General features: G+C 64.4%; 11 protein-coding genes. 7 read left to right on the top strand and 4 right to left on the bottom strand.

The window, feature by feature from the left end:
* Positions 1-46: 46 nt before the first annotated feature.
* Both H8F01_RS10305 and H8F01_RS10300 read left to right on the top strand, forming a co-directional pair.
* Positions 47-1,606 (top strand): GH39 family glycosyl hydrolase, encoded by a 1,560-nt coding sequence (locus H8F01_RS10305; protein WP_187058930.1) that lies wholly within the window; start codon positions 47-49, stop codon positions 1,604-1,606.
* Between the two features lie 147 nt (positions 1,607-1,753).
* Positions 1,754-2,914 carry a M23 family metallopeptidase gene (locus H8F01_RS10300; protein WP_187058929.1) on the top strand — a complete coding sequence of 387 codons (1,161 nt, stop codon included), beginning with the start codon at positions 1,754-1,756 and terminating at the stop codon, positions 2,912-2,914.
* Between the two features lie 19 nt (positions 2,915-2,933).
* On the opposite strand, the gene H8F01_RS10295 is transcribed toward H8F01_RS10300, so the two are convergent.
* The 3 genes from H8F01_RS10295 to glnA form a co-directional block, all read right to left on the bottom strand.
* Positions 2,934-4,265 (bottom strand): hypothetical protein, encoded by a 1,332-nt coding sequence (locus H8F01_RS10295; protein WP_187058928.1) that lies wholly within the window; start codon positions 4,263-4,265, stop codon positions 2,934-2,936.
* 80 nt (positions 4,266-4,345) lie between these two features.
* On the bottom strand, positions 4,346-7,846 hold the full coding sequence (locus H8F01_RS10290; protein WP_187058927.1) for an autotransporter outer membrane beta-barrel domain-containing protein: 3,501 nt from the start codon (positions 7,844-7,846) through the stop codon (positions 4,346-4,348).
* Between the two features lie 381 nt (positions 7,847-8,227).
* The gene (gene glnA / locus H8F01_RS10285; protein ID WP_187058926.1) at positions 8,228-9,643 is read right to left on the bottom strand and encodes a type I glutamate--ammonia ligase; all 1,416 of its coding nucleotides are present in this window, start codon (positions 9,641-9,643) and stop codon (positions 8,228-8,230) included.
* 324 nt (positions 9,644-9,967) lie between these two features.
* Between glnA and H8F01_RS10280 the strand changes: the two genes are divergently transcribed.
* A complete protein-coding gene (locus tag H8F01_RS10280) occupies positions 9,968-10,765 on the top strand; it encodes an undecaprenyl-diphosphate phosphatase (RefSeq protein ID WP_187058925.1) in 798 nt (265 codons plus the stop codon).
* A 120-nt stretch (positions 10,766-10,885) separates the two neighbouring features.
* Here H8F01_RS10280 and H8F01_RS10275 read toward each other — a convergent pair whose 3' ends face one another.
* Positions 10,886-11,836: a LysR family transcriptional regulator gene (locus tag H8F01_RS10275; protein WP_187058924.1), complete on the bottom strand. Its 951-nt coding sequence runs from the start codon at positions 11,834-11,836 to the stop codon at positions 10,886-10,888.
* 145 nt (positions 11,837-11,981) lie between these two features.
* Here H8F01_RS10275 and H8F01_RS10270 point away from each other — a divergent pair, with 145 nt between their 5' ends.
* The 4 genes from H8F01_RS10270 to H8F01_RS10255 all read left to right on the top strand — a co-directional run bounded on the left by H8F01_RS10270 (position 11,982) and on the right by H8F01_RS10255 (position 18,962).
* Complete coding sequence (locus H8F01_RS10270; protein ID WP_187058923.1) at positions 11,982-13,178, top strand: efflux RND transporter periplasmic adaptor subunit; 1,197 nt, start codon at positions 11,982-11,984, stop codon at positions 13,176-13,178.
* Between the two features lie 246 nt (positions 13,179-13,424).
* Positions 13,425-16,622, top strand: a complete 3,198-nt coding sequence (locus tag H8F01_RS10265) for an efflux RND transporter permease subunit (protein WP_187058922.1) — start codon at positions 13,425-13,427, stop codon at positions 16,620-16,622.
* 190 nt (positions 16,623-16,812) lie between these two features.
* The gene (locus tag H8F01_RS10260; RefSeq protein WP_187059237.1) at positions 16,813-18,201 is read left to right on the top strand and encodes an efflux transporter outer membrane subunit; all 1,389 of its coding nucleotides are present in this window, start codon (positions 16,813-16,815) and stop codon (positions 18,199-18,201) included.
* Positions 18,202-18,245: 44 nt separating this feature from the next.
* Positions 18,246-18,962 carry an SDR family oxidoreductase gene (locus H8F01_RS10255; RefSeq protein WP_238481214.1) on the top strand — a complete coding sequence of 239 codons (717 nt, stop codon included), beginning with the start codon at positions 18,246-18,248 and terminating at the stop codon, positions 18,960-18,962.
* Positions 18,963-19,016: the final 54 nt, after the last annotated feature.

Genomic DNA, 19,016 nt, shown 5'->3' with positions numbered 1-19,016 from the left:
GCCGCCTCACGTACGGCCAACCCACCCGCTTATCGAAGGAATCGCCATGCCCACCCCGTCACCGCTCCGCCGCCTGGCCCTGCGCACCTGCGCCGCGGCCTGTCTTGCCCTGCTCGGCTCGGTACATGCCGCGCCCGCCGGCGGTGACACGGTGCAGCTGCAGGTGGATGCGACAGCCAAGGGCACGCCGCTGCCGCACTTCTGGGAAAACATGTTCGGCTCCGGCCGCGCCGTGCTCGCGCTGCGCGACGACTACCGCAAGGACCTGGAAGACGTGAAGGCCGCCACCGGCTTCACCTACATCCGCTTCCACGGCATCTTCGACCGCGACATGGGCGTGGCTTACCGCGATACCCAGGGCAAGCTGCAGTTCAACTTCAGCTATGTGGACCAGGTGTACGACGGCCTGCTGGCGCGCGGCGTCAAGCCGTTCGTGGAACTGGGCTTCATGCCGCCGGAAATGAGCACCGACCCGGCCAGCCACCACGACTTCTGGTACCACCCCAACGTGATGCCGGCAAAGGACTGGAACGAATGGGACGCCATGGTGACTGCGTTCCTCAAGCACGAGATCGAGCGCTACGGCATCGACGAAGTGCGCAGCTGGTACTTCGAAGTGTGGAACGAGCCCAACCTCGCCTTCTGGGGCGGCAAGCCCGAGAAGGAAACCTATTACGACCTGTATGACCGCACCGCGCGCGTGGTGAAGTCGGTGGACAAGCAGTTCCGCGTTGGCGGCCCCGGCACCGCGCAGGCTGCATGGCTGCCGGAATTCCTCAAGCACGTGAAGCAGACCGGTGCGCCGATCGACTTCGTCAGCACGCATGTGTACGGCGACGACACCGCCGACAACGTGTTCAAGACCACGGAGAACATCCCGCGTCGCGACATGGTGTGCCGCGCGGTGGACAAGTCGCACAAGGAAGTGGCCGCCTCGCCGTTCCCGAAGCTGCCGCTGATCTACAGCGAATACAACGCCTCGTACGCCAACCTGCCCAACGTCACCGACTCCGTCTACATGGGCCCGTGGATGGCCAACACCATCCGCGAGTGCGCGGGCAAGGTGGACATGATGAGCTACTGGTCGTTCTCGGACGTGTTCGACGAGCAGGGCGTGGTGAAGACGCCGTTCTACGGCGGCTTTGGCCTGATCGCCGCCGACCGCATCCAGAAGCCGGCCTTCAACGCCTTCGCTATGCTGCACAAGCTGGGTGACGTGCAGCTGCCGCTGAAGACCGACAGTGCACTGGCCACGCGTCGCAGCGACGGCACCGTGGTGCTGGCGCTGTGGAACTACACCAAGCCGCTGGGTGACACGGCCGAGTACACGCCGGGCGTGCCCACCGGTGCGACCAAGCACTTCGATGTGGATCTGAAGCACCTGGGCCACGCCACGCAGGCCACCGTGTGGCGCCTGGACCAGGAGCACGGCAACGCCGTGGCCGCGTTCGACACGATGGGTCGTCCCGCCACGCCGAGCCGCGAACAGATCAAGCAGCTGCGTGACGCGGGCAAGGCATCCGCGCCGGAACAGGTCGCTGTGCAGAACGGTCGCCTGAGCATCGATATCCCGGCCCAGGGCCTGGTGGTGGTGGAGCTGCACTAAGCGCAGCAAAGCGTGCGGCGTCACCTTCCCCTCAGGGTGACGTCGCACGCTGTTGTTCCCGGCTCCCGCCGCGCAATGACCTCTGGCATTGGCGGGCTGCCGCCCACGGATCGAAGCTCGCGCCGCACTCCACCATGGATGTCACCCATGCGATGCTGGCGCCGACTGCCTGCGCTGTTGCTCACCCTGCTGATGGCCCACGCCGCCATCGCGCAACGCGCGCCCCTGCATCAGTCGTTTGACCTGCGCGTGCCGTGGACGCCGGAACCGGTGGTGGTCGCCGGCAAGGCATCGCTGGTGTACGAGCTGCATCTCACCAGTTATGCACAGGAGCCGCTGACGCTGCGCCGCATCGACGTGCTCGATCAGGACCAGCACGTGCTGCTCGATCTTTCCGGCCCCGCACTCACCGAAGCCATCGGTCGCGCTGACCGCGCCAAGGGCGATGACCGCGTGCATGTGGCACCGGGCATGACGGCGGTGGCCTATCTTTCCGTGCCTCTCGCAAGCAACGGCAGCGCGCACATCAGGCATCGTGTCGTCTACGCGGATGCTGCCGCCCACGAATTCAGTGTCGAAGACCATGGTTTCACTGCACGCCCCACCTCCGGCAAAACGCTGGGGCCGCCCCTGCGCGGCGGCCCATGGGCGGCGATCTATGACGCGCACTGGGAGCGCGGCCATCGTCGCGTGCTGTACGCCACCGATGGACAGGTGAAAGTGCCCGGCCGCTTCGCCATCGACTGGATTCGCGTCGGCCCGCACGGTGGCTTTGCCAGCGACAAGGGCGAACGCCCGTCGCAATGGTACGGCTACGGCGCCGATGTGCTGGCTGTGGCTGATGCCACCGTGGCATCCGTGGGCGGAGGCATCGCCGAGCCGGCATCGCTCCGGGAAGGTGCCGCTCGCAAGGTGCCGCTGGAAGAAGCCGCCGGCAACTATGTATCGCTCGACCTGGGCGATGGACGCTTCGCGTTCTACGAACACCTCAAGCCCGGCAGCATCCGCGTGAAGCCGGGCCAGCATGTGCAGCAAGGTGCCTTGATCGGCCAACTGGGATTCACCGGTGAATCCACCGGCCCGCATCTGCACTTCCACGTGAGCAACGCGAATGCGCCACTCGCTGCGGAAGGTCTTCCCTATGCGCTGGCATCACTCCATGTGATGGGCAGCTACGCGACGATCGAGGATTTCGCCGACGGCCGGCCGTGGACGCCACAAGCGACGCCCATGACCGGTGAAGGATTTCCCGCGCCGCTGTCCGTAGTGGATTTTGGCGACGGGCGCGCGGCGTCACCCTCCCACTGATGACGTCTCACGCTGCGCTTTAATGTTCGGGTGGCAAGGCCCACATGGTCGGCCACGGATAATTACGCTGGTCAGCAACATCCAGCACGTCCATCGTCAGGCTGCGGCCATCTGCCGAGAACCCGACGCGTCGACTCTCGGCGAAATGTATCCACGCGGGCCGCTGCGCGTAGCGTTGGGCAGGCGACGTACCGTCACCAGGCGTATCGCGCATCCAGATCAGCAGCGCGCCCATCCGCAGGCTTGCCGCGGTGTCCTGCTGGCGTGCGAGGTAGACGTCGAACGCCGGCCCGGAAATGCGCGAAAGGATGGTTCCGGCGCTGTTGGAGACGAAATCGAACAGATCCACACGCGGCGGCTGTTTCGCCAGCTCGACGTGCTCGTCCGCCAGCAGTCGCTGGGTAAGCCGCGGTTCGCACATGGCGCTATAGCCCGGCGCCAGCAGGCGCTGGCTGTGCACGCTGGACCAGCTCAGGTTTTCGTACCAATGCTCGGGACGGCCGAACAACTGGGGTGACGCCACCATGGCGAACTCGGCTTGCATGCTGGGACACAGGTCGACGTCTTCCGCCATTACGGGCGCGAAAGCCTCCGCGCAGGATGACGGCAGCGACTGGCTGGCGGGGAAGTCCTTGAGCAGCTCCGCGAACAGGCGAACGCCACCACGCAGCCTGACGGCAAAGATCATGGTGCCTACGAGCGAGTTGGCATGCGCGTGCAGCCGACGCATGGACGCTACCTGCAAACAGGCGGCGTCCATCGCCTGTGCCTGCCTGCCGTCCGCGAAGTCCGCTGCGATCGAGGTCTGCCACAAGCCCATGCCGATCGCAAAGGGCGGCATGGGCGTGAGCGGCCCTTCCGGCATGTCGCTCCAGAGATAATCAAAACCGCCCAGCGCCTTGTCGCGGGCGAGCAGCTTTTCGTGGCGGGCGAGCAGCGCAACGATCTCGTCGCGATGTGTTCGCACCTTGGCCAGGCAATCCGCGTCGCGCGGTTTGCACAACGCCTGGCGCTCCGCCGACGACATCGACGGCAGCTTCGGGAAATCCGCCTGAGTCGCCGGCGGCGTCACCGTCGCATCACCAGGCCTGAAGCTCTGGACCCACGCCACCATGCGTTGGCGTTGCTTCGCGTAGGCGGCATCCACCTGATCGGCCGGTATGTCGAAGCCCATGAACCACAGCCACGCATTCGCGTTGCGGCCGGTGGCGGGTTTCAGGTCCTGGTTCAGCAGGGCCAGTGCCCTCTCCTGTGCCGGCGTGGGCGGGCGCAGCCTTCCCCAGGCGAACGCCGCCATCAAGGCAACCAGCACCGCGCCGGTGGCCCACAGCAATCCCTTGAACACACGCATGGGTGCATCTCCCCTTGGCCCCGGGGGATTCTAGCCACCTGCCGGGCGCAAAGTCCCGGCGTTGAAGCCTGGCGTTCGGCTTACCAATTCCAGCGGAAGCCCACCTTGCCATCCCACGCATGGAAACCACGGCTGCTGAATCCCTTCTGGTAGCCCAGGTTGGCGTAGAACGAGGTGTTCTTGTCCAGCTGCCAGGTCATGCCGCCATTGAGTTGCCACCATGAGCCCTTGATGCTGCCATCAAAGGGAACAAAACCATCTTCGGACGAGAACGAGGTGGTGGGCTGTCCCTTGAACTCCTTCCACACGTTGAAGCGCAACCAACCAGTGAGCAGCCGTGGGATGCCTTCGGCCGTGGGTTCCTGTGTCCAGGTGTTGGCCCAGCGCAGGCCAGCGCGCCCCACCAGCGAGGTGATGTTGCTGAAGCGCACCGTTGCCGCGGCATCGCTCGCATCGCCGTTGTTCACGCGCTGGTAGATCACCTGCGCCTGCGGTTCCCACACCTGCGAGTCATCGTGGAAGGGATAGCCGCCTTCCAGCGAGCCGGCCCAGCCAAAGCCACTGTGACGCAGGGCCAGCCCTTCGTCCGACTTGGCGCTGTACTTGGACCAGGTGCCCTGCCACACCGCATCGAGATACTGGCCTTCACTCCAGAAATGCGTCCAGTACAGGCCCAGTGATTGTCCCTTCACGATATCGTCGCCGGCATCGGTGCCGTCGTAGTTGGTGACGTCGCTGCGAATGCGGCCGGTGCCAAGGTAGAGGCCCGCGTGATCACGCTGCTGGTTGTCATGTTCTTCCGCGAACACATCCATGCCGGCCTGGAAGGCCTGAATGTTGTAGTCGTACTGCGGGCTGCCGTTGTAGATGCTCTGCGACGCCCCGCGCACGTTGCCATCTTCGCCGATCACGCGCACCCACAGCGCGTTGAGGTAGTTGTCTTCGCGCAGGTCGCCACGACCACGCAGTTGTTCCTCTTCGCCGACGCGCTCATGCAGGTTGTCCAGCATGGCCCAGCCATAGCGCATGGCCATGCCGGGCAACGCCGTGTAGAGGGCCACTTCCGGGCGATAGTTCGGAACCACGTCCACCGGTGAACCCTGTTCCGATTCTTCCGGCGCCGGCACCGGCGGTGGCGACGGTGGTGCAGGTGGTGCCGGCTCCGGTGCCGGCGGAGGCGAAGGTGGTGACGGTGCAGGCGGCGACGGCGGCGCCGGTGGGTCAGGCGGCGAGGGAGGAGCTGGCGCCGGTGGTGCCGGTGGTGCCGGTGGTGCCGGTGGTGCCGGCGGCGACGGCGGTGAAGGACAGGCCGGGTGGCTGCTGCCTTCGCAGCTGATGGTCGAACGCAGGAACCAGTCATTCTCGGTGCCTGCCGCTGCACCGCCGCGTTGCAGCGTGTACTCGTACGGACCCGCCAGCACCGGTGCCGCCAGTACGAAGGCCGAAGCCAGGGTCGTTCCACCATTGAGCACTTCGACCACCGGGATGCCATTGCCGCTGGTCAAGGCACCCGGACCGCCCGTGTTGGTCACGGCGATCTTGCCCTGGCTGCTGGCGACACCACCGTTGATCAGCAGGCGGTCAGTCGGCGAACTGTCGTCCTCAAGATACGTGTTGATGCCCAGGGTGCCGGTACCGGCATAGTCATGCACATAGAGACTCTTGTAGACGCCATCCTGCGGCGCCGTGAATTGCACGAGCCCGTTGTTGAGCAGCTGCTGTGACACGACGGACCCGGCCGGAATGATCCAGCTGCTCGTCTCGTCGACGTCGACATTGGTGACGTAGTAGGACTCACCCGTCCAGCTCGAATGATCCGACAACGTGATGTTGGCGGTGCTGGCGCTGTCCGCCTGTGCGAGGCCGGCCAACGTGCTGTTGCCTGAAGCATCGAGCTGCACCAGCGTCGCCTGCCCCGAACTGTTCTTATAGGCGTAAAGCAGCCCATCGCCACCGGAGACGCTCGAACCTTGCTGCACCGTGATCTGCAATGGCCCCGTACCTTCGATGGCCGTGCCCGATTCGCTGGACAACGTGGTTCCCGTCAGCGTCACCACGTTCGTCCCGGTCGCGGCCTTGTTCGATGCATCCAGGCCGATGGTGCCGAAGGGTTGGCTATAGGCGCTGTTGATGCCGGTTGCCTGCACGGTGCTGCCAGTGAGTGTCAGCGATGCCGGCGTCCTCGTGCCGTAATCGGCCAGCGCCAGCGCGGCGATGCCGCCGGCGTTGCTGATCTGTGATCCCGCCGCGGTGATTTGTCCACCGTCCTGTGCCAGCAAACCGTAGGTCTGCTTTCCCGTGGACGTGATCGTGACCTGGTTGAGGTTCAGTACGGCATTGGCATAGGAACCATCGGCAGCCTTGGTGCTCGACCATGCATATCCACCGGTCGAATAGGCCGTGCTGTTGACCGCAACATGGGTGCCCGTAGCCGTGATGGTGCCACCGTCCGACTTGAGCGCAGATCCTGGCGCCGCGCCCGAGCCCGTATAGCTCGGCCCTTGCCAGTTGAGGCTGGGATTGAGCAATTGCCCGCCACTGATCATGTCCGGGCTACCGTTGCTCGCGGCGTTGATATTGATCGTGCCACCGCTGAGCGTCGCACTGGAGCCTTGCCTGACCCACACACCCACGGCGGCGTCGTTGCCATCCACGGTCAGGTTGCTCAATGTCACGTTGCCGCCATTGGCCACCAGCACGCCCGTCGACGAATTGCGCGAAGCCGGCTGAGGTCCGGTGTAGTTGAAAAGCAGGGTCAGCCCGCTGCCGATGGCAGTGGCCGGCACTTGGGTGTTATCGATCACCACCCCTTCGCTGCCGCCACCCGATGCCACATTGAAGGACAAGGTCTGATTTGCCGGAAGCGAGACAATGCCGCCGTTGTACATGTACACGCCAATCGAATTTGGCGAGTTCACCGTGATCGACATCGGGTCGTGCACCGTGACAACCGTACCGGCATCCTGCGCGCCCAGAGCCAGCTGCTTCGTCGTGGTGCCGCTCGTCGTGATGCTCGATGAGCTTCCATACAGGTCGATCTTTCCACCTGCCTGCGCCACGGCACCACGCGCACCGCCTCCGCTGATCGCCAGGACCATGTTCGTCCCGGAAATGCTGCTGGCCTGTCCGTAGGCGCCAAGGGCGGCGCCCACACCCGTCATGTTGACCGTGGCCCCACCATCGATGGTGATGGGAGCCAACGCATTGAGGTTGGTGCTGTAGGAAAGAAACCCGACCCGATTGGTGTTTATCGTGAGACCAGCGGTCGGAACGGAGACACTCCCGTTCGTGTCCTGAATCGCCACGTTACTGTTGTTGATGACGATAGGTCCCGGACTCGGTCCTTGGCTTGCATCGAACACCAATGTTGCCTGCGCGTTGACGCTTGCAGCTATGGTGGAACCGGTGTTGATCGTGGTGCCGCCCACCACCAATACCGACGGATTGGCGGCGCCAGCGGTCACCGCGGTGGTTTGCGTTCCAGGACCCACGAGCGTCTGCGCCTGACCCAGACCTGGCACGAGCATGGCCACCACGGCCAGGCCTCCCCCGGCCATCGCCCATGCCTGCCGTTCCCTCATGCATCGTGCTATCGCGCACGCCAGTGGGTGCCTTTGATGCGCCGGTGTATTTCGCGGGATCGGCGACGACGTGGCGGCTGCCTTCGCGAGAAGCTCTTCCATAGCCCTGCTCCCGTGTCGAACCGCGATGCGCTAGCCAACGCGGGTCGGATGTCGTTTGGACACGAAGCGCCATCATCGACACAGGGCTCGATCACAACAACCGCATAACTACCTAATGACCCATGCGTAGATCAACGAAGCAGACGCCAGCGAGAGTGACGAATGTCGCCGTGGCGTCCACAGTGGGCGAAGAGCACGTCAAGAAAAGGGACTACATAACGGCGTCAAAAAAAACGGGCGCCGAAGCGCCCGTCTTTTTTCACCGGATGGACGACGCGATCAGAGCGCGTAGTACATCTGGAACTCCAGCGGATGCGTGCTGGCGCGGTAGCGGGTGACTTCCTGCATCTTCAGCGCGATGTACGCGTCGATGAAGTCGTCGGTGAACACGCCGCCGGCCTTGAGGAAGTCGCGGTCCTTGTCGAGCGCATTGAGCGCTTCGTCCAGGCTCGCGCACACCTGCGGGATGTTCTTCTCTTCTTCCGGCGGCAGGTCGTACAGGTCCTTGTCGGCCGGTGCACCCGGGTCGATCTTGTTGATGATGCCATCCAGGCCGGCCATCATCAGCGCGGTGAACACCAGGTAGCCGGAGTTCATCGGATCGGGGAAGCGCACTTCGATGCGACGACCCTTCGGGCTCGACACGTACGGAATGCGGCAGCTGGCCGAACGGTTGCGGGCCGAGTAGGCCAGCATCACCGGCGCTTCGAAACCCGGCACCAGGCGCTTGTAGCTGTTGGTGGTGGAGTTGGCGAACGCGTTGATGGCGCGGGCGTGCTTGAAGATGCCGCCGATGTACCACAGCGCAGTCTGCGACAGGCCACCGTACAGGTCACCGGCGAACAGGTTGTTGCCGTCCTTCGAGAGCGACTGGTGCACGTGCATGCCGCTGCCGTTGTCGCCGACGATGGGCTTGGGCATGAAGGTGACGGTCTTGCCGTTCTGGTGGGCGACGTTCTTGATGACGTACTTCATGGTCATCAGTTCGTCGGCCTTCTGCACCAGCGTGTTGAACTTCACGCCGATCTCGCACTGGCCGGCATTGGCCACTTCGTGGTGATGCACTTCCACCACCTGGCCCAGCGATTCCAGCACCTTGCACATGTCGGCGCGCAGGTCGCCCAGCGAGTCGACCGGGCTGACCGGGAAGTAGCCGCCCTTCACGCCCGGACGGTGGCCGGTGTTGTTGTCGTCGTACTTGTAGCGCGAGCTCCACGCGGCTTCTTCGGAGCCGATTTCGTAGAACACGCGGCCCATGTCGTTCTGCCAGCGGACCGAGTCGAAAATGAAGAATTCCGGCTCCGGACCAAAGAAGGCCGTGTCGGCGATGCCGGTGGACTTCAGGAACGCCTCGCCGCGCTTGGCGATGGAGCGCGGGTCACGGCCGTAGGCCTGCATGGTCGACGGCTCCAGCACGTCGCAGTGCAGAACCATCTGCGTGTGCGCGCTGAACGGATCGATGTAGGCGGTATCCGGATCGGGCATCAGCACCATGTCCGATTCGTTGATGCCCTTCCAGCCGGCGATCGACGAACCGTCGAACATCTTGCCGTCCTCGAACGTGCCCTCGTCGATGGCGTGGGCCGGGAACGTGACGTGATGGTGCTTGCCGAGCATGTCGGCGAAACGGAGGTCGACGAATTCGACTTCATGTTCCTGGATCAGATCGAGCACTTTCTGGACGGCGGACGACATGGACAACCTCGACGGGCGAAAAGGTGGGACAACGACAGGCGTCTGAGCAAGGCGCGTGCCAAGCGGTTTGATCTCGATGTTTCAACAGGTTACGGTGTTGCCGGACATGCTGACATAGCCATGTTGCACTAAATTGAACCACTAGGATGCACCATCCAAGTGCAATCAATGTGAACGGTACCGCGCGGGTGAAAGCGCAAAGACGGATCGGCAAAGACAAGATGCTTCCGGCCCTTGCCGCCCCGAAATCGCCATCCCGGTCCCTTAAGCTATGCCGCTTTGCGCCGGTATGGAACCGGTAAGGCCCCATCTGTCGGAGTTTCCGTGAGCGATCTCATCAACGTCATCCTGCTCGGCATCATCGAAGGCATCACCGAATTCCTGCCCATCTCCAGCACGGGCCACCTGCTGATCGCCGAAAAATTCGGCCTTGGCGAGCGTTCGGACCTCTTCAATGTGGGCATCCAGGCGGGCGCGATCCTCGCGGTCACCTTCATCTACTGGGGCCGCATCTGGCAGCTGTTCACCCAGTGGCGCGACCCGGCCAACCGCGATTACCTGGCCAAGCTCACCGTGGCCTTCCTGATCACCGCCGTGCTCGGCTTCATCGCGGTGAAGCTCGGCTTCAAGCTGCCCGAGGCGGTAACGCCGGTGGCCTGGGCGCTGGTGATCGGCGGCATCTGGATGATCGCGGCCGAACGCCTCGCCGCCCGCCAGCCGGACCGCACGCAGGTGACCTGGCGCGTGGCCATCCTGGTCGGCATTGCCCAGATGGTGGCCGGCATCTTCCCCGGCACCTCGCGATCGGCGGCCACCATCTTCACTGCCATGCTCGCCGGCACCAGCAACCGCGCCGCGGCCACGGAATTCGCCTTCCTGGTCGGCATTCCCACCATGTACGCAGCCAGCGGCTACGAGCTGCTGAAGGTGCTGAAGGAAGGCGGCGCGCACCACGAAGACTGGACCGCCTTCGGCGTCGGTTTCGTGGTGTCGGCCATCGTGGCCTTCGTGGCGGTGAAGTGGCTGCTCGGCTACATCCGCAGCCACCGCTTCACGCCGTTTGCGATCTACCGCATCGTGCTGGGCGTGGCGTTGCTGCTGTTGATTCCGGCGGGGATGTAATCGACAACAAGGGGATTGGCCTCAGGCTTTCCCATTACCTCACCGTCACCCCGCGAAAGCGGGGATGACGGTGAGGGATAACGAGCGTTTCGAACCATCGGAGACTGCGTCCCGTTTTGGTTACGCGCTCAACCGCTCCGGCACCGCCGCCATCACCGGCTTCTTGTGCTTGACCGGTTCGCTGGTCTGCTCGAACACCTCGCGCACCCACTCGATGAAGGCCTGCACGCGGGCCGAGAGGTGCTTCTTCTGCGGATAGACGATCCACACCGGCTTGCCGGTGGAGATGGTGTCGGTCATCACCAGCTCGAGCTTGCCGAAGTCCAGCATGCAGGACGCAATGACGTTCGGCGCCTGGGTGATACCAAGGCCTGATACCACGGCCTGGATCACCGACTCGGCGTCGTTGATTAGGATGTGCGCGTCGATATCCACCGCCACCTGCCCGCTCGGCGTATCGAACTGCCACTGGCGCGGCCGGCCGTTGGGCTGCACGTAGTTGATGCAGCGATGGTTCTTCAGGTCGTCGATGCTTTGCGGTGCGCCGTGCTTCGCTAGGTACTCGGGCGAAGCGATGATGACGTTGCGCAGGTAGCCGATCTTGCGGGCGATCAGGCTGGAGTCCTCCAGCGGACCCGCGCGCACGGCCACGTCGATGCCTTCTTCGTTGAGGTCGTAGGGGTAGTCGCACATCGACAGCTCCAGCCGGATATCCGGATAGCGCTGCTCGAATTCCGCCAGTCTGGGAATGATCACCGTGCGCCCCAGAGCAGCGGGCACGCCGATGCGCAGCTTGCCGGTGGGCTTGCGGCTGGCATAGCCCAGGGCCTCGGTGGCCTCCGCCAGATCGGCAAGGATTTCCTTGCAACGTGCGTGGAATGAGGCCCCATCGTCGGTCAAACGCAGCGAACGCGTGGAGCGGAACAACAGCCGGGCACCCAGCTGTTCTTCCAGTCTCGACACGGCGCGGCTGACGCCGGACGGGGTCATGCCCAGCTGGGCGGCCGCGGCGGCGAAGCTCTTGGCCTCGACCACGCGGACAAACGCGGAGATTGCGGCAAAGTCTTCCATAGGCTTGTTAGTTACCCCATTCGTGACTGGCAGTCACTATTGCGTTGCATCATAAGCTATTTATTGAACTCGATGGTATACCTAATCTTCCGCTCCTGATCGTCGGGGTACCCCCACTTCGGCGAGTCCAATCCGGGAGTCGAAGATGAACAAACGATGGATCCTTGCCGTACTCACGGTCGCCGTGGTGGGCGGCAGCTGGGCCTTGCTCGGCCACAGTGGCGACACCCATGCCCAGGCTGGCCCGCCGCCGGCTCCCGCAGTCACGGTGGCCCAGGTGCTGGTGCGCCCGGTGGACGACGCGGATGAATTCACCGGTCGCCTGCAGGCGGTCGACACCATCCAGCTGCGTCCCCGCGTGAGTGGATATGTGGACTCGGTGCACTTCAAGGAAGGGGCGATCGTGCGCAAGGGCGATCTTCTTTTCCGCATCGACCCCCGCCCCTATCAGGCCGAAGTGGACCGGCTGAACGCCAACCTGGCCGAAGCCAAGGCCAACCAGGTGCTGGCCCAGGCCAATGGTGAACGCGCCCAGCGCCTGCTTGAACAGCACGCCATCGCCAAGGAAGAAGCCGACCGCCAGCAGACCGCGGCGCAAAGCGCCAAGGCCCAGGTGGCTTCGACCACCGCCGCACTGGATGCGGCCAAGCTCAACCTCGGCTTCACCGAGATCCGCGCGCCGATCGACGGCCGCGTGAGCAACGCGCTGGTCACCCCGGGCAACCTGGTCACCAGCAATGACGTGCTGACCAGCGTGGTGAGCATCGACCCGATCTATGCCTACTTCGACGTCGACGAGCACAGCTACCTGAAGTTCGACCGCCAGCGTCGCGAACATGGCGGTTCGCCGCAGATCTCGATGGCCCTGGCCGATGAAAAAGGGTTTCCGCACACCGGTCGCGTGGACTTCGTCGACAACCAGCTGCGCGCGGGCAGCGGCACGATCCGCCTGCGCGCCGTGTTCGACAACACGGATTCCAGCTACACGCCGGGCCTGTACGTCCGCATCCAGCTGCGCAGCGACAGCCGCCAGCCGCGTGCCCTGGTCGACGACCGCGCCGTGGCAGCCGACCTTGGCAACAAGTTCGTGTACGTGGTCGACAAGGACCGCAAGGTGGAATACCGCCGCGTGGTCACCGGTCCGCTACTGGACGGCCTGCGCGTGGTTACCGAAGGTCTGGACGCCAAGGACACCGTGATCGTCAACGGCATCCAGCACGTGCGCCCCGGCGTGGAAGTGAACGCGACCAAGGTGGCCATGGAAACGCGCAGCCTGGATCCGAACAAGCAGGTGGCGATGGCGGGTGGTGCTTCGGGCAAGAACGCTTCGCAGCAGAAGTAAATCTTCTTGATCGTCATTCCTGCGGAAGCAGGAATCCAGCGACTTCCGCCGCCGTGGATAAAGGCGCTGGATCCCTGCTTCCGCAGGGATGACGAGTAGGAAAGTCAGCGACAAGAAATGAATGCACGCACTCTCTCGTTTCGAGCAGAGGGCCAGGGCCGCTTTGTCTCCGATCACCGGAAACCAAGCACCCAAAGTCCCCGCTTCGCGCGGGCATTGGTGCCAAGAGCAACCAGGACGAATGCAATGAAACTCGCTCAGTATTTCGTGGACAGGCCGATTCTGGCCGGCGTCCTCTCCGTGCTGATCCTCATCGCGGGCAGCATTGCGCTGTTCAAGCTGCCGATCAGCGAATACCCGGAAGTAGTGCCGCCTACCGTGGTGGTGCGCGCTTCCTATCCCGGCGCCAACCCCAAGGTGATCGCCGAAACCGTCGCCACGCCGCTGGAAGAGCAGATCAACGGCGTGGAAGGCATGCTCTACACCAGCTCGCAGTCCACCAGCGACGGCGCGATGACGCTCACCGTCACCTTCGCGCTGGGCACGGATCTGGACAACGCCCAGGTGCAGGTGCAGAACCGCGTGTCGCAGGCACTGCCGCGCCTGCCCGAGGAAGTGCAGCGACTCGGCGTGACCACGCAGAAGAGCTCGCCCGACCTCACCATGGTGGTGCATCTGATCTCGCCGGATAACCGGTACGACATGCTGTACCTGTCCAACTACGCGCGACTGCACATCAAGGATCAGCTTGCCCGCCTCGATGGCGTCGGCGACGTGCAGATCTTCGGTGCCGGCGAATACAGCATGCGCGTGTGGCTCGACCCGGAGCGTCTGGCCTCGCGCCAGCTCACCACGGGTGACGTGGTGCATGCAATCCAGGAACAGAACATCACCGTGGCGGCCGGTGCGCTCAATGCGCCCCCGGGTCCGACCAACGCGGCCTTCCAGCTCAACATCAACACGCAGGGTCGCCTCATCACCGAGGACGACTTCGCCAACATCATCGTGCGCAAGGATGCCGATGGTTCGTTCGTGCACCTGCGCGACGTGGGTCGCGTCGAACTGGGTTCCAACAGCTACGCGCTGCGCAGCCTGCTGAACAACCAGCCGGCCGTGGCGTTGCCGATCTTCCAGCGCCCGGGTTCCAACGCCATCCAGATTTCGGATGAAGTGCGCGCACTGATGGCGGACCTGAAGAAGGACTTCCCGCAGGGCGTGGATTACCAGATCGTCTACGACCCCACGGTATTCGTGCGCGGTTCGATCGAAGCGGTGGTGCACACCCTGTTCGAAGCCATCGCCCTGGTGGTGCTGGTAGTGATCCTGTTCCTGCAGACCTGGCGTGCATCGATCATCCCGCTGGTGGCTGTGCCGGTGTCGCTGATCGGTACGTTCGCCGTGATGCTGTTGGCCGGCTTCTCGCTCAACGCGCTGTCGCTGTTCGGCCTGGTGCTGGCTATCGGCATCGTGGTGGACGATGCCATCGTGGTGGTGGAAAACGTCGAACGACACATCGAACATGGTTTGTCGCCGAAGGAAGCGACGCGCAAGGCCATGAACGAAGTGACCGGCCCCATCGTGGCAACGGCGCTGGTGCTGTGCGCGGTGTTCGTGCCGGCGGCCTTCATCAGCGGCCTCACCGGCCAGTTCTATCGCCAGTTCGCCCTGACCATTGCCATGTCCACGGTGATCTCGGCGTTCAACTCGCTCACCCTGAGCCCGGCGCTTGCCGCGATCCTGCTCAAGGAACAGGGCGCACCGAAGGACAAGCTGAGCATCCTGATCGACCGTGCGTTCGGCTGGCTGTTCCGCCCGTTCAACCGCCTGTTCGTCAGCAGTGCGAACCGTTACGTGGGTGGCGTGAAGCGCATCCTGCGTTCGGGTTCGATCGCCCTTCTGATCTACGGCGGTCTGGTGGTGCTCGGCCTGTTCGGTTTTGCCCACGTGCCGACCGGCTTCGTGCCGCCGCAGGACAAGCAGTACCTGGTGTCGTTCGCGCAGCTGCCGGATGCCGCCTCGCTGGACCGTTCGGAAGACGTGATCCGCCGCATGAGCGATATCGCGCTGAAGCAGCCGGGCGTGGAGAGCGCGGTGGCGTTCCCCGGCCTGTCGATCAACGGTTTCACCAACAGCACCAACTCCGGCATCGTGTTCGTGACGCTCAAGCCGTTCGAGGAACGTCGTGATCCGTCGCTGTCCGCGGGCGCCATCACCGCGGCCCTGCAGCAGAAGTACATGGGCATCCAGGATGCGTACATCGCCATCTTCCCGCCCCCGCCGGTGAATGGCCTGGGCACCATCGGTGGCTTCCGCCTGCAGGTGGAGGATCGCTCGGACCAGGGCTTTGAAGAGCTGTACAAGCAGACGCAGAACCTGATCCAGGCCAGCACCAAGGTGCCGACGCTTGCCGGCCTGTTCTCCAGCTATCAGGTGAGCGTGCCGCAGATCGATGCGGATGTGGATCGCGAGAAGGCGAAGGCGGAAGGCGTGGACCTGGCCGATGTGTACCAGACCATGCAGGCCTACCTCGGCTCGCTCTACGTCAACGACTTCAACCGTTTTGGCCGCACCTATCAGGTAAACGTGTCCGCCGAGCCCAAGTTCCGTCATGAGGCCAGCGACATCCTTCAGCTGAAGACGCGCAGCAGCACGGGCGAGATGATCCCGTTGGGTTCATTCCTCACCGTGAAGCAGACGGTGGGTCCGGATCGCGTGCAGCACTACAACGGCTACCCGACAGCGGAGATCAACGGCGGTCCGGCACCCGGCTTCAGCAGTGGCCAGGCGCAGGCAGCCATCGAGAAACTCGCCAAGGACAACCTGCCCAACGGCATGACGTTCGAGTGGACCGAGCTGACCTACCAGCAGATCCTTGCCGGCAATACCGCGGTGCTGGTGTTCCCCTTGTGCGTGCTGCTGGTGTTCCTGGTGCTGGCGTCGCTGTACGAAAGCCTGTTGCTGCCGCTGGCGGTGATCCTGATCGTGCCGATGGTGTTGCTGTCCGCGATCTCCGGCGTGTGGATCTCCGGCGGCGACAACAACATCTTCACCCAGATCGGCCTGATCGTTCTGGTTGGCCTGGCGTGCAAGAACGCGATCCTGATCGTGGAGTTCGCCCGCGAAGCGCAGATCATCGAAGGCATGGACCGCACGCAGGCCGTGCTGGAAGCGGCCCGCCTGCGACTGCGCCCGATCCTGATGACCTCGTTCGCTTTCATCATGGGCGTGGTGCCGCTGGTGACCTCGCACGGTGCCGGTGCGGAGATGCGTCATGCGATGGGCGTGGCGGTGTTCTCCGGCATGTTGGGCGTCACCTTCTTCGGCCTGATCTTCACGCCGCTGTTCTACGTGACGGTGCGCGGCTGGGGCGAACGCATGAGCGAACGCCGCCGCGCCCGACAGGCTGCGCGCCTCGCGCAGGCCAATCTGATTGAGGAGCACTGATATGTCCTTCTTCAAGAACCTTAAGCTCGCGCAGCGCCCTCTCCCCGCCGGGGAGAGGGATCAGTCCCGCGGCCAACTCCAGACGGGCGTGGGCATGATGGATGTCGCCGCCGTCGAGTCGTGCGACACCTGTCGCCCCGCATCGCATCGCGTGGCTGCCAAACGCGTCACTGCCATCGCGGCGGCCATCATGTTGGCCGGTTGCGTCAGTGTGGGCCCGGACTATCACGCGCCGCAGGAAAAGCCGGTGGCCATGCAGGGCGTGAATGCGCAGGAGTCCACGCAGACCTTCCAGGCGCAGTGGTGGAAGCAGTTCAACGACCCGACGCTCGATGCACTGATCCAGCGCGCGGCCGCGAACAGCCCTGACCTGAAAATCGCCTATGCACGCCTGCGCGAATCGCGCGCCTTGCTCGGCGTGGCGAAGTCGCAGCAGATTCCGGATGTGGAGACGGTGGCGAACTATTCGCGCAGCCGTGGCCAGCAGCCCGGCTTTACGGACCAGCGCACTACCGTCACCAGCTACCAGGCCGGTTTCGACGCCAGCTGGGAGATCGACCTGTTCGGCGGCGTGCGCCGCTCGGTGGAAGCGGCGCGCGCGGATGCCGGCGCCAGCCAGGCGTCGCTGCAGGATGCCCAGGTGACGCTGTTCGCCGAGGTCGCGCGCTACTACTTCGACCTGCGTGGCGTGCAGCTTCGCATCGACGTGGCCAATCGCGACATCGAGAACCAGCGCGAAACGCTGCGACTGATCCATGCCCGCAACGACATCGGCACGGTGTCCGAGCAGGACGTGGCCAGCGCCACGGCGCGACTGAAGTTCGTGGAAGCGCAGCTGCCCACACTGCAGACGCTGGCGCAGAACGACAGCTCGCGCCTCGCGGTGCTGCTGGGTGAGCGTCCGGGCGAGCTGGATGTGGACCTGTCGCCGAAGCACTTCACGCCCATCGATGTGGCGCTGGACATCGGCAATGCCGGTGACGTGCTTCAGCGTCGTCCCGACGTGCGCGTGGCGGAGCGCGAGCTGGCCGCTGCCAATGCACGCATCGGCGTGGCCAAGGCTGACTACTACCCGCACATCACACTGGGTGGTTTCCTCGGTTTCCTCGCCGGCCGCAGCAATGACTTCGGCGGCGCGCAGTCGCGTGCATGGTCGATCGCGCCGAGCATTTCGTGGTCCGGCCTGAACGTGCAGCGCGTGCGCTCCAACGTGAAGGCCAGCGAGGCACGTTCCGATGCGGCGCTGGCGAACTACCAGCGGGCCGTGCTGCAGGCGGTGGAAGATGTGGATAACGCCATCGTTGGCTACAACCTGCAGCGCGACCGTGTGCTCAAGCTGCAGGACCAGGTGACCAGCAGCCGCCATGCCGCCGACCTGGCCCGCATCCGCTACAACGAAGGCGCTGCCGATTTCCTGCAGTTGCTGGATGCCGAGCGCACGCAGCTGGAAGCGGAGGATTCGCTGGCCGACGCCCAGGCTTCGATCAACCTGCGCGCGGTGTCGGTGTACAAGGCACTGGGTGGCGGCTGGCAGGCCTGCGCCAGCGAGCGTTGCGACCAGCTGGCCACGGCACCATGAACGCGGTGGCGTTTCCGGGGAGGCCATCACGACGCCGCACGCTCGTGCCCGAACCGGAACCGTCACAGCGTGTGGCGCTGGTCAGTGGCGCCAACCGGGGGCTGGGTTTTGAAGTCTCGCGGCAGCTCGCTGTCGCCGGCGTCACCGTGCTGCTGGGTGCACGTCGCCCGCTGGCGGGCGAGAAGGCAGCGCGGCAACTGCGGCGCGAAGGTGGCACCGTATTGTCGGTGCCGCTGGATGTGACCTCCAGCGCCAGCGTGCGGGAACTGGCTGCGCGCATCGAAGGTGAGTACGGCCGGCTGGATATCCTGGTCAACAACGCCGGCGCGTACTTCGATGCGGATAACCAGGCGTCATCGGCCAATCTCGACGTGGTACGCCAGGCGCTGGAAACCAATCTGCTCGGTGCATGGCAGCTCACGGAGGCCATGCTTCCGCTGATGCAGCGCCACGGCTACGGCCGCATCGTCAACGTGTCCAGCGGATGTGGCGCCAACAACAGCGATGGCACCAGCTGTCCGGCCTATCGTGTTTCCAAGGCGGCACTCAACAGTCACACGCGCATGCTTGCCCAGGAACTCGAGGGCAGCGGGATCCTGGTCAACGCGGTGTGTCCCGGCTGGGTCGCCACCGACATGGGCGGTCATGGCGGGCGGCCCGTCGCGGAGGGTGCCGCGGGCATCGTGTGGGCAGCCATGCTGCCGTCGCGTCCGGCCATTCATGGCGGCTTTTTCCGCGACCGGCAACGCATCGACTGGTGACGTCACCGTACCGTCTGCCGATGGTGTGATGCCGCTCGTGGCAGCGGGAGTGCC

The sequence above is a fragment of the Dyella telluris genome (assembly GCF_014297575.1).
GTDB classification, from domain to species: Bacteria; Pseudomonadota; Gammaproteobacteria; order Xanthomonadales; family Rhodanobacteraceae; genus Dyella; species Dyella telluris.
This window is presented reverse-complemented; position numbering and strand designations above follow the sequence as displayed.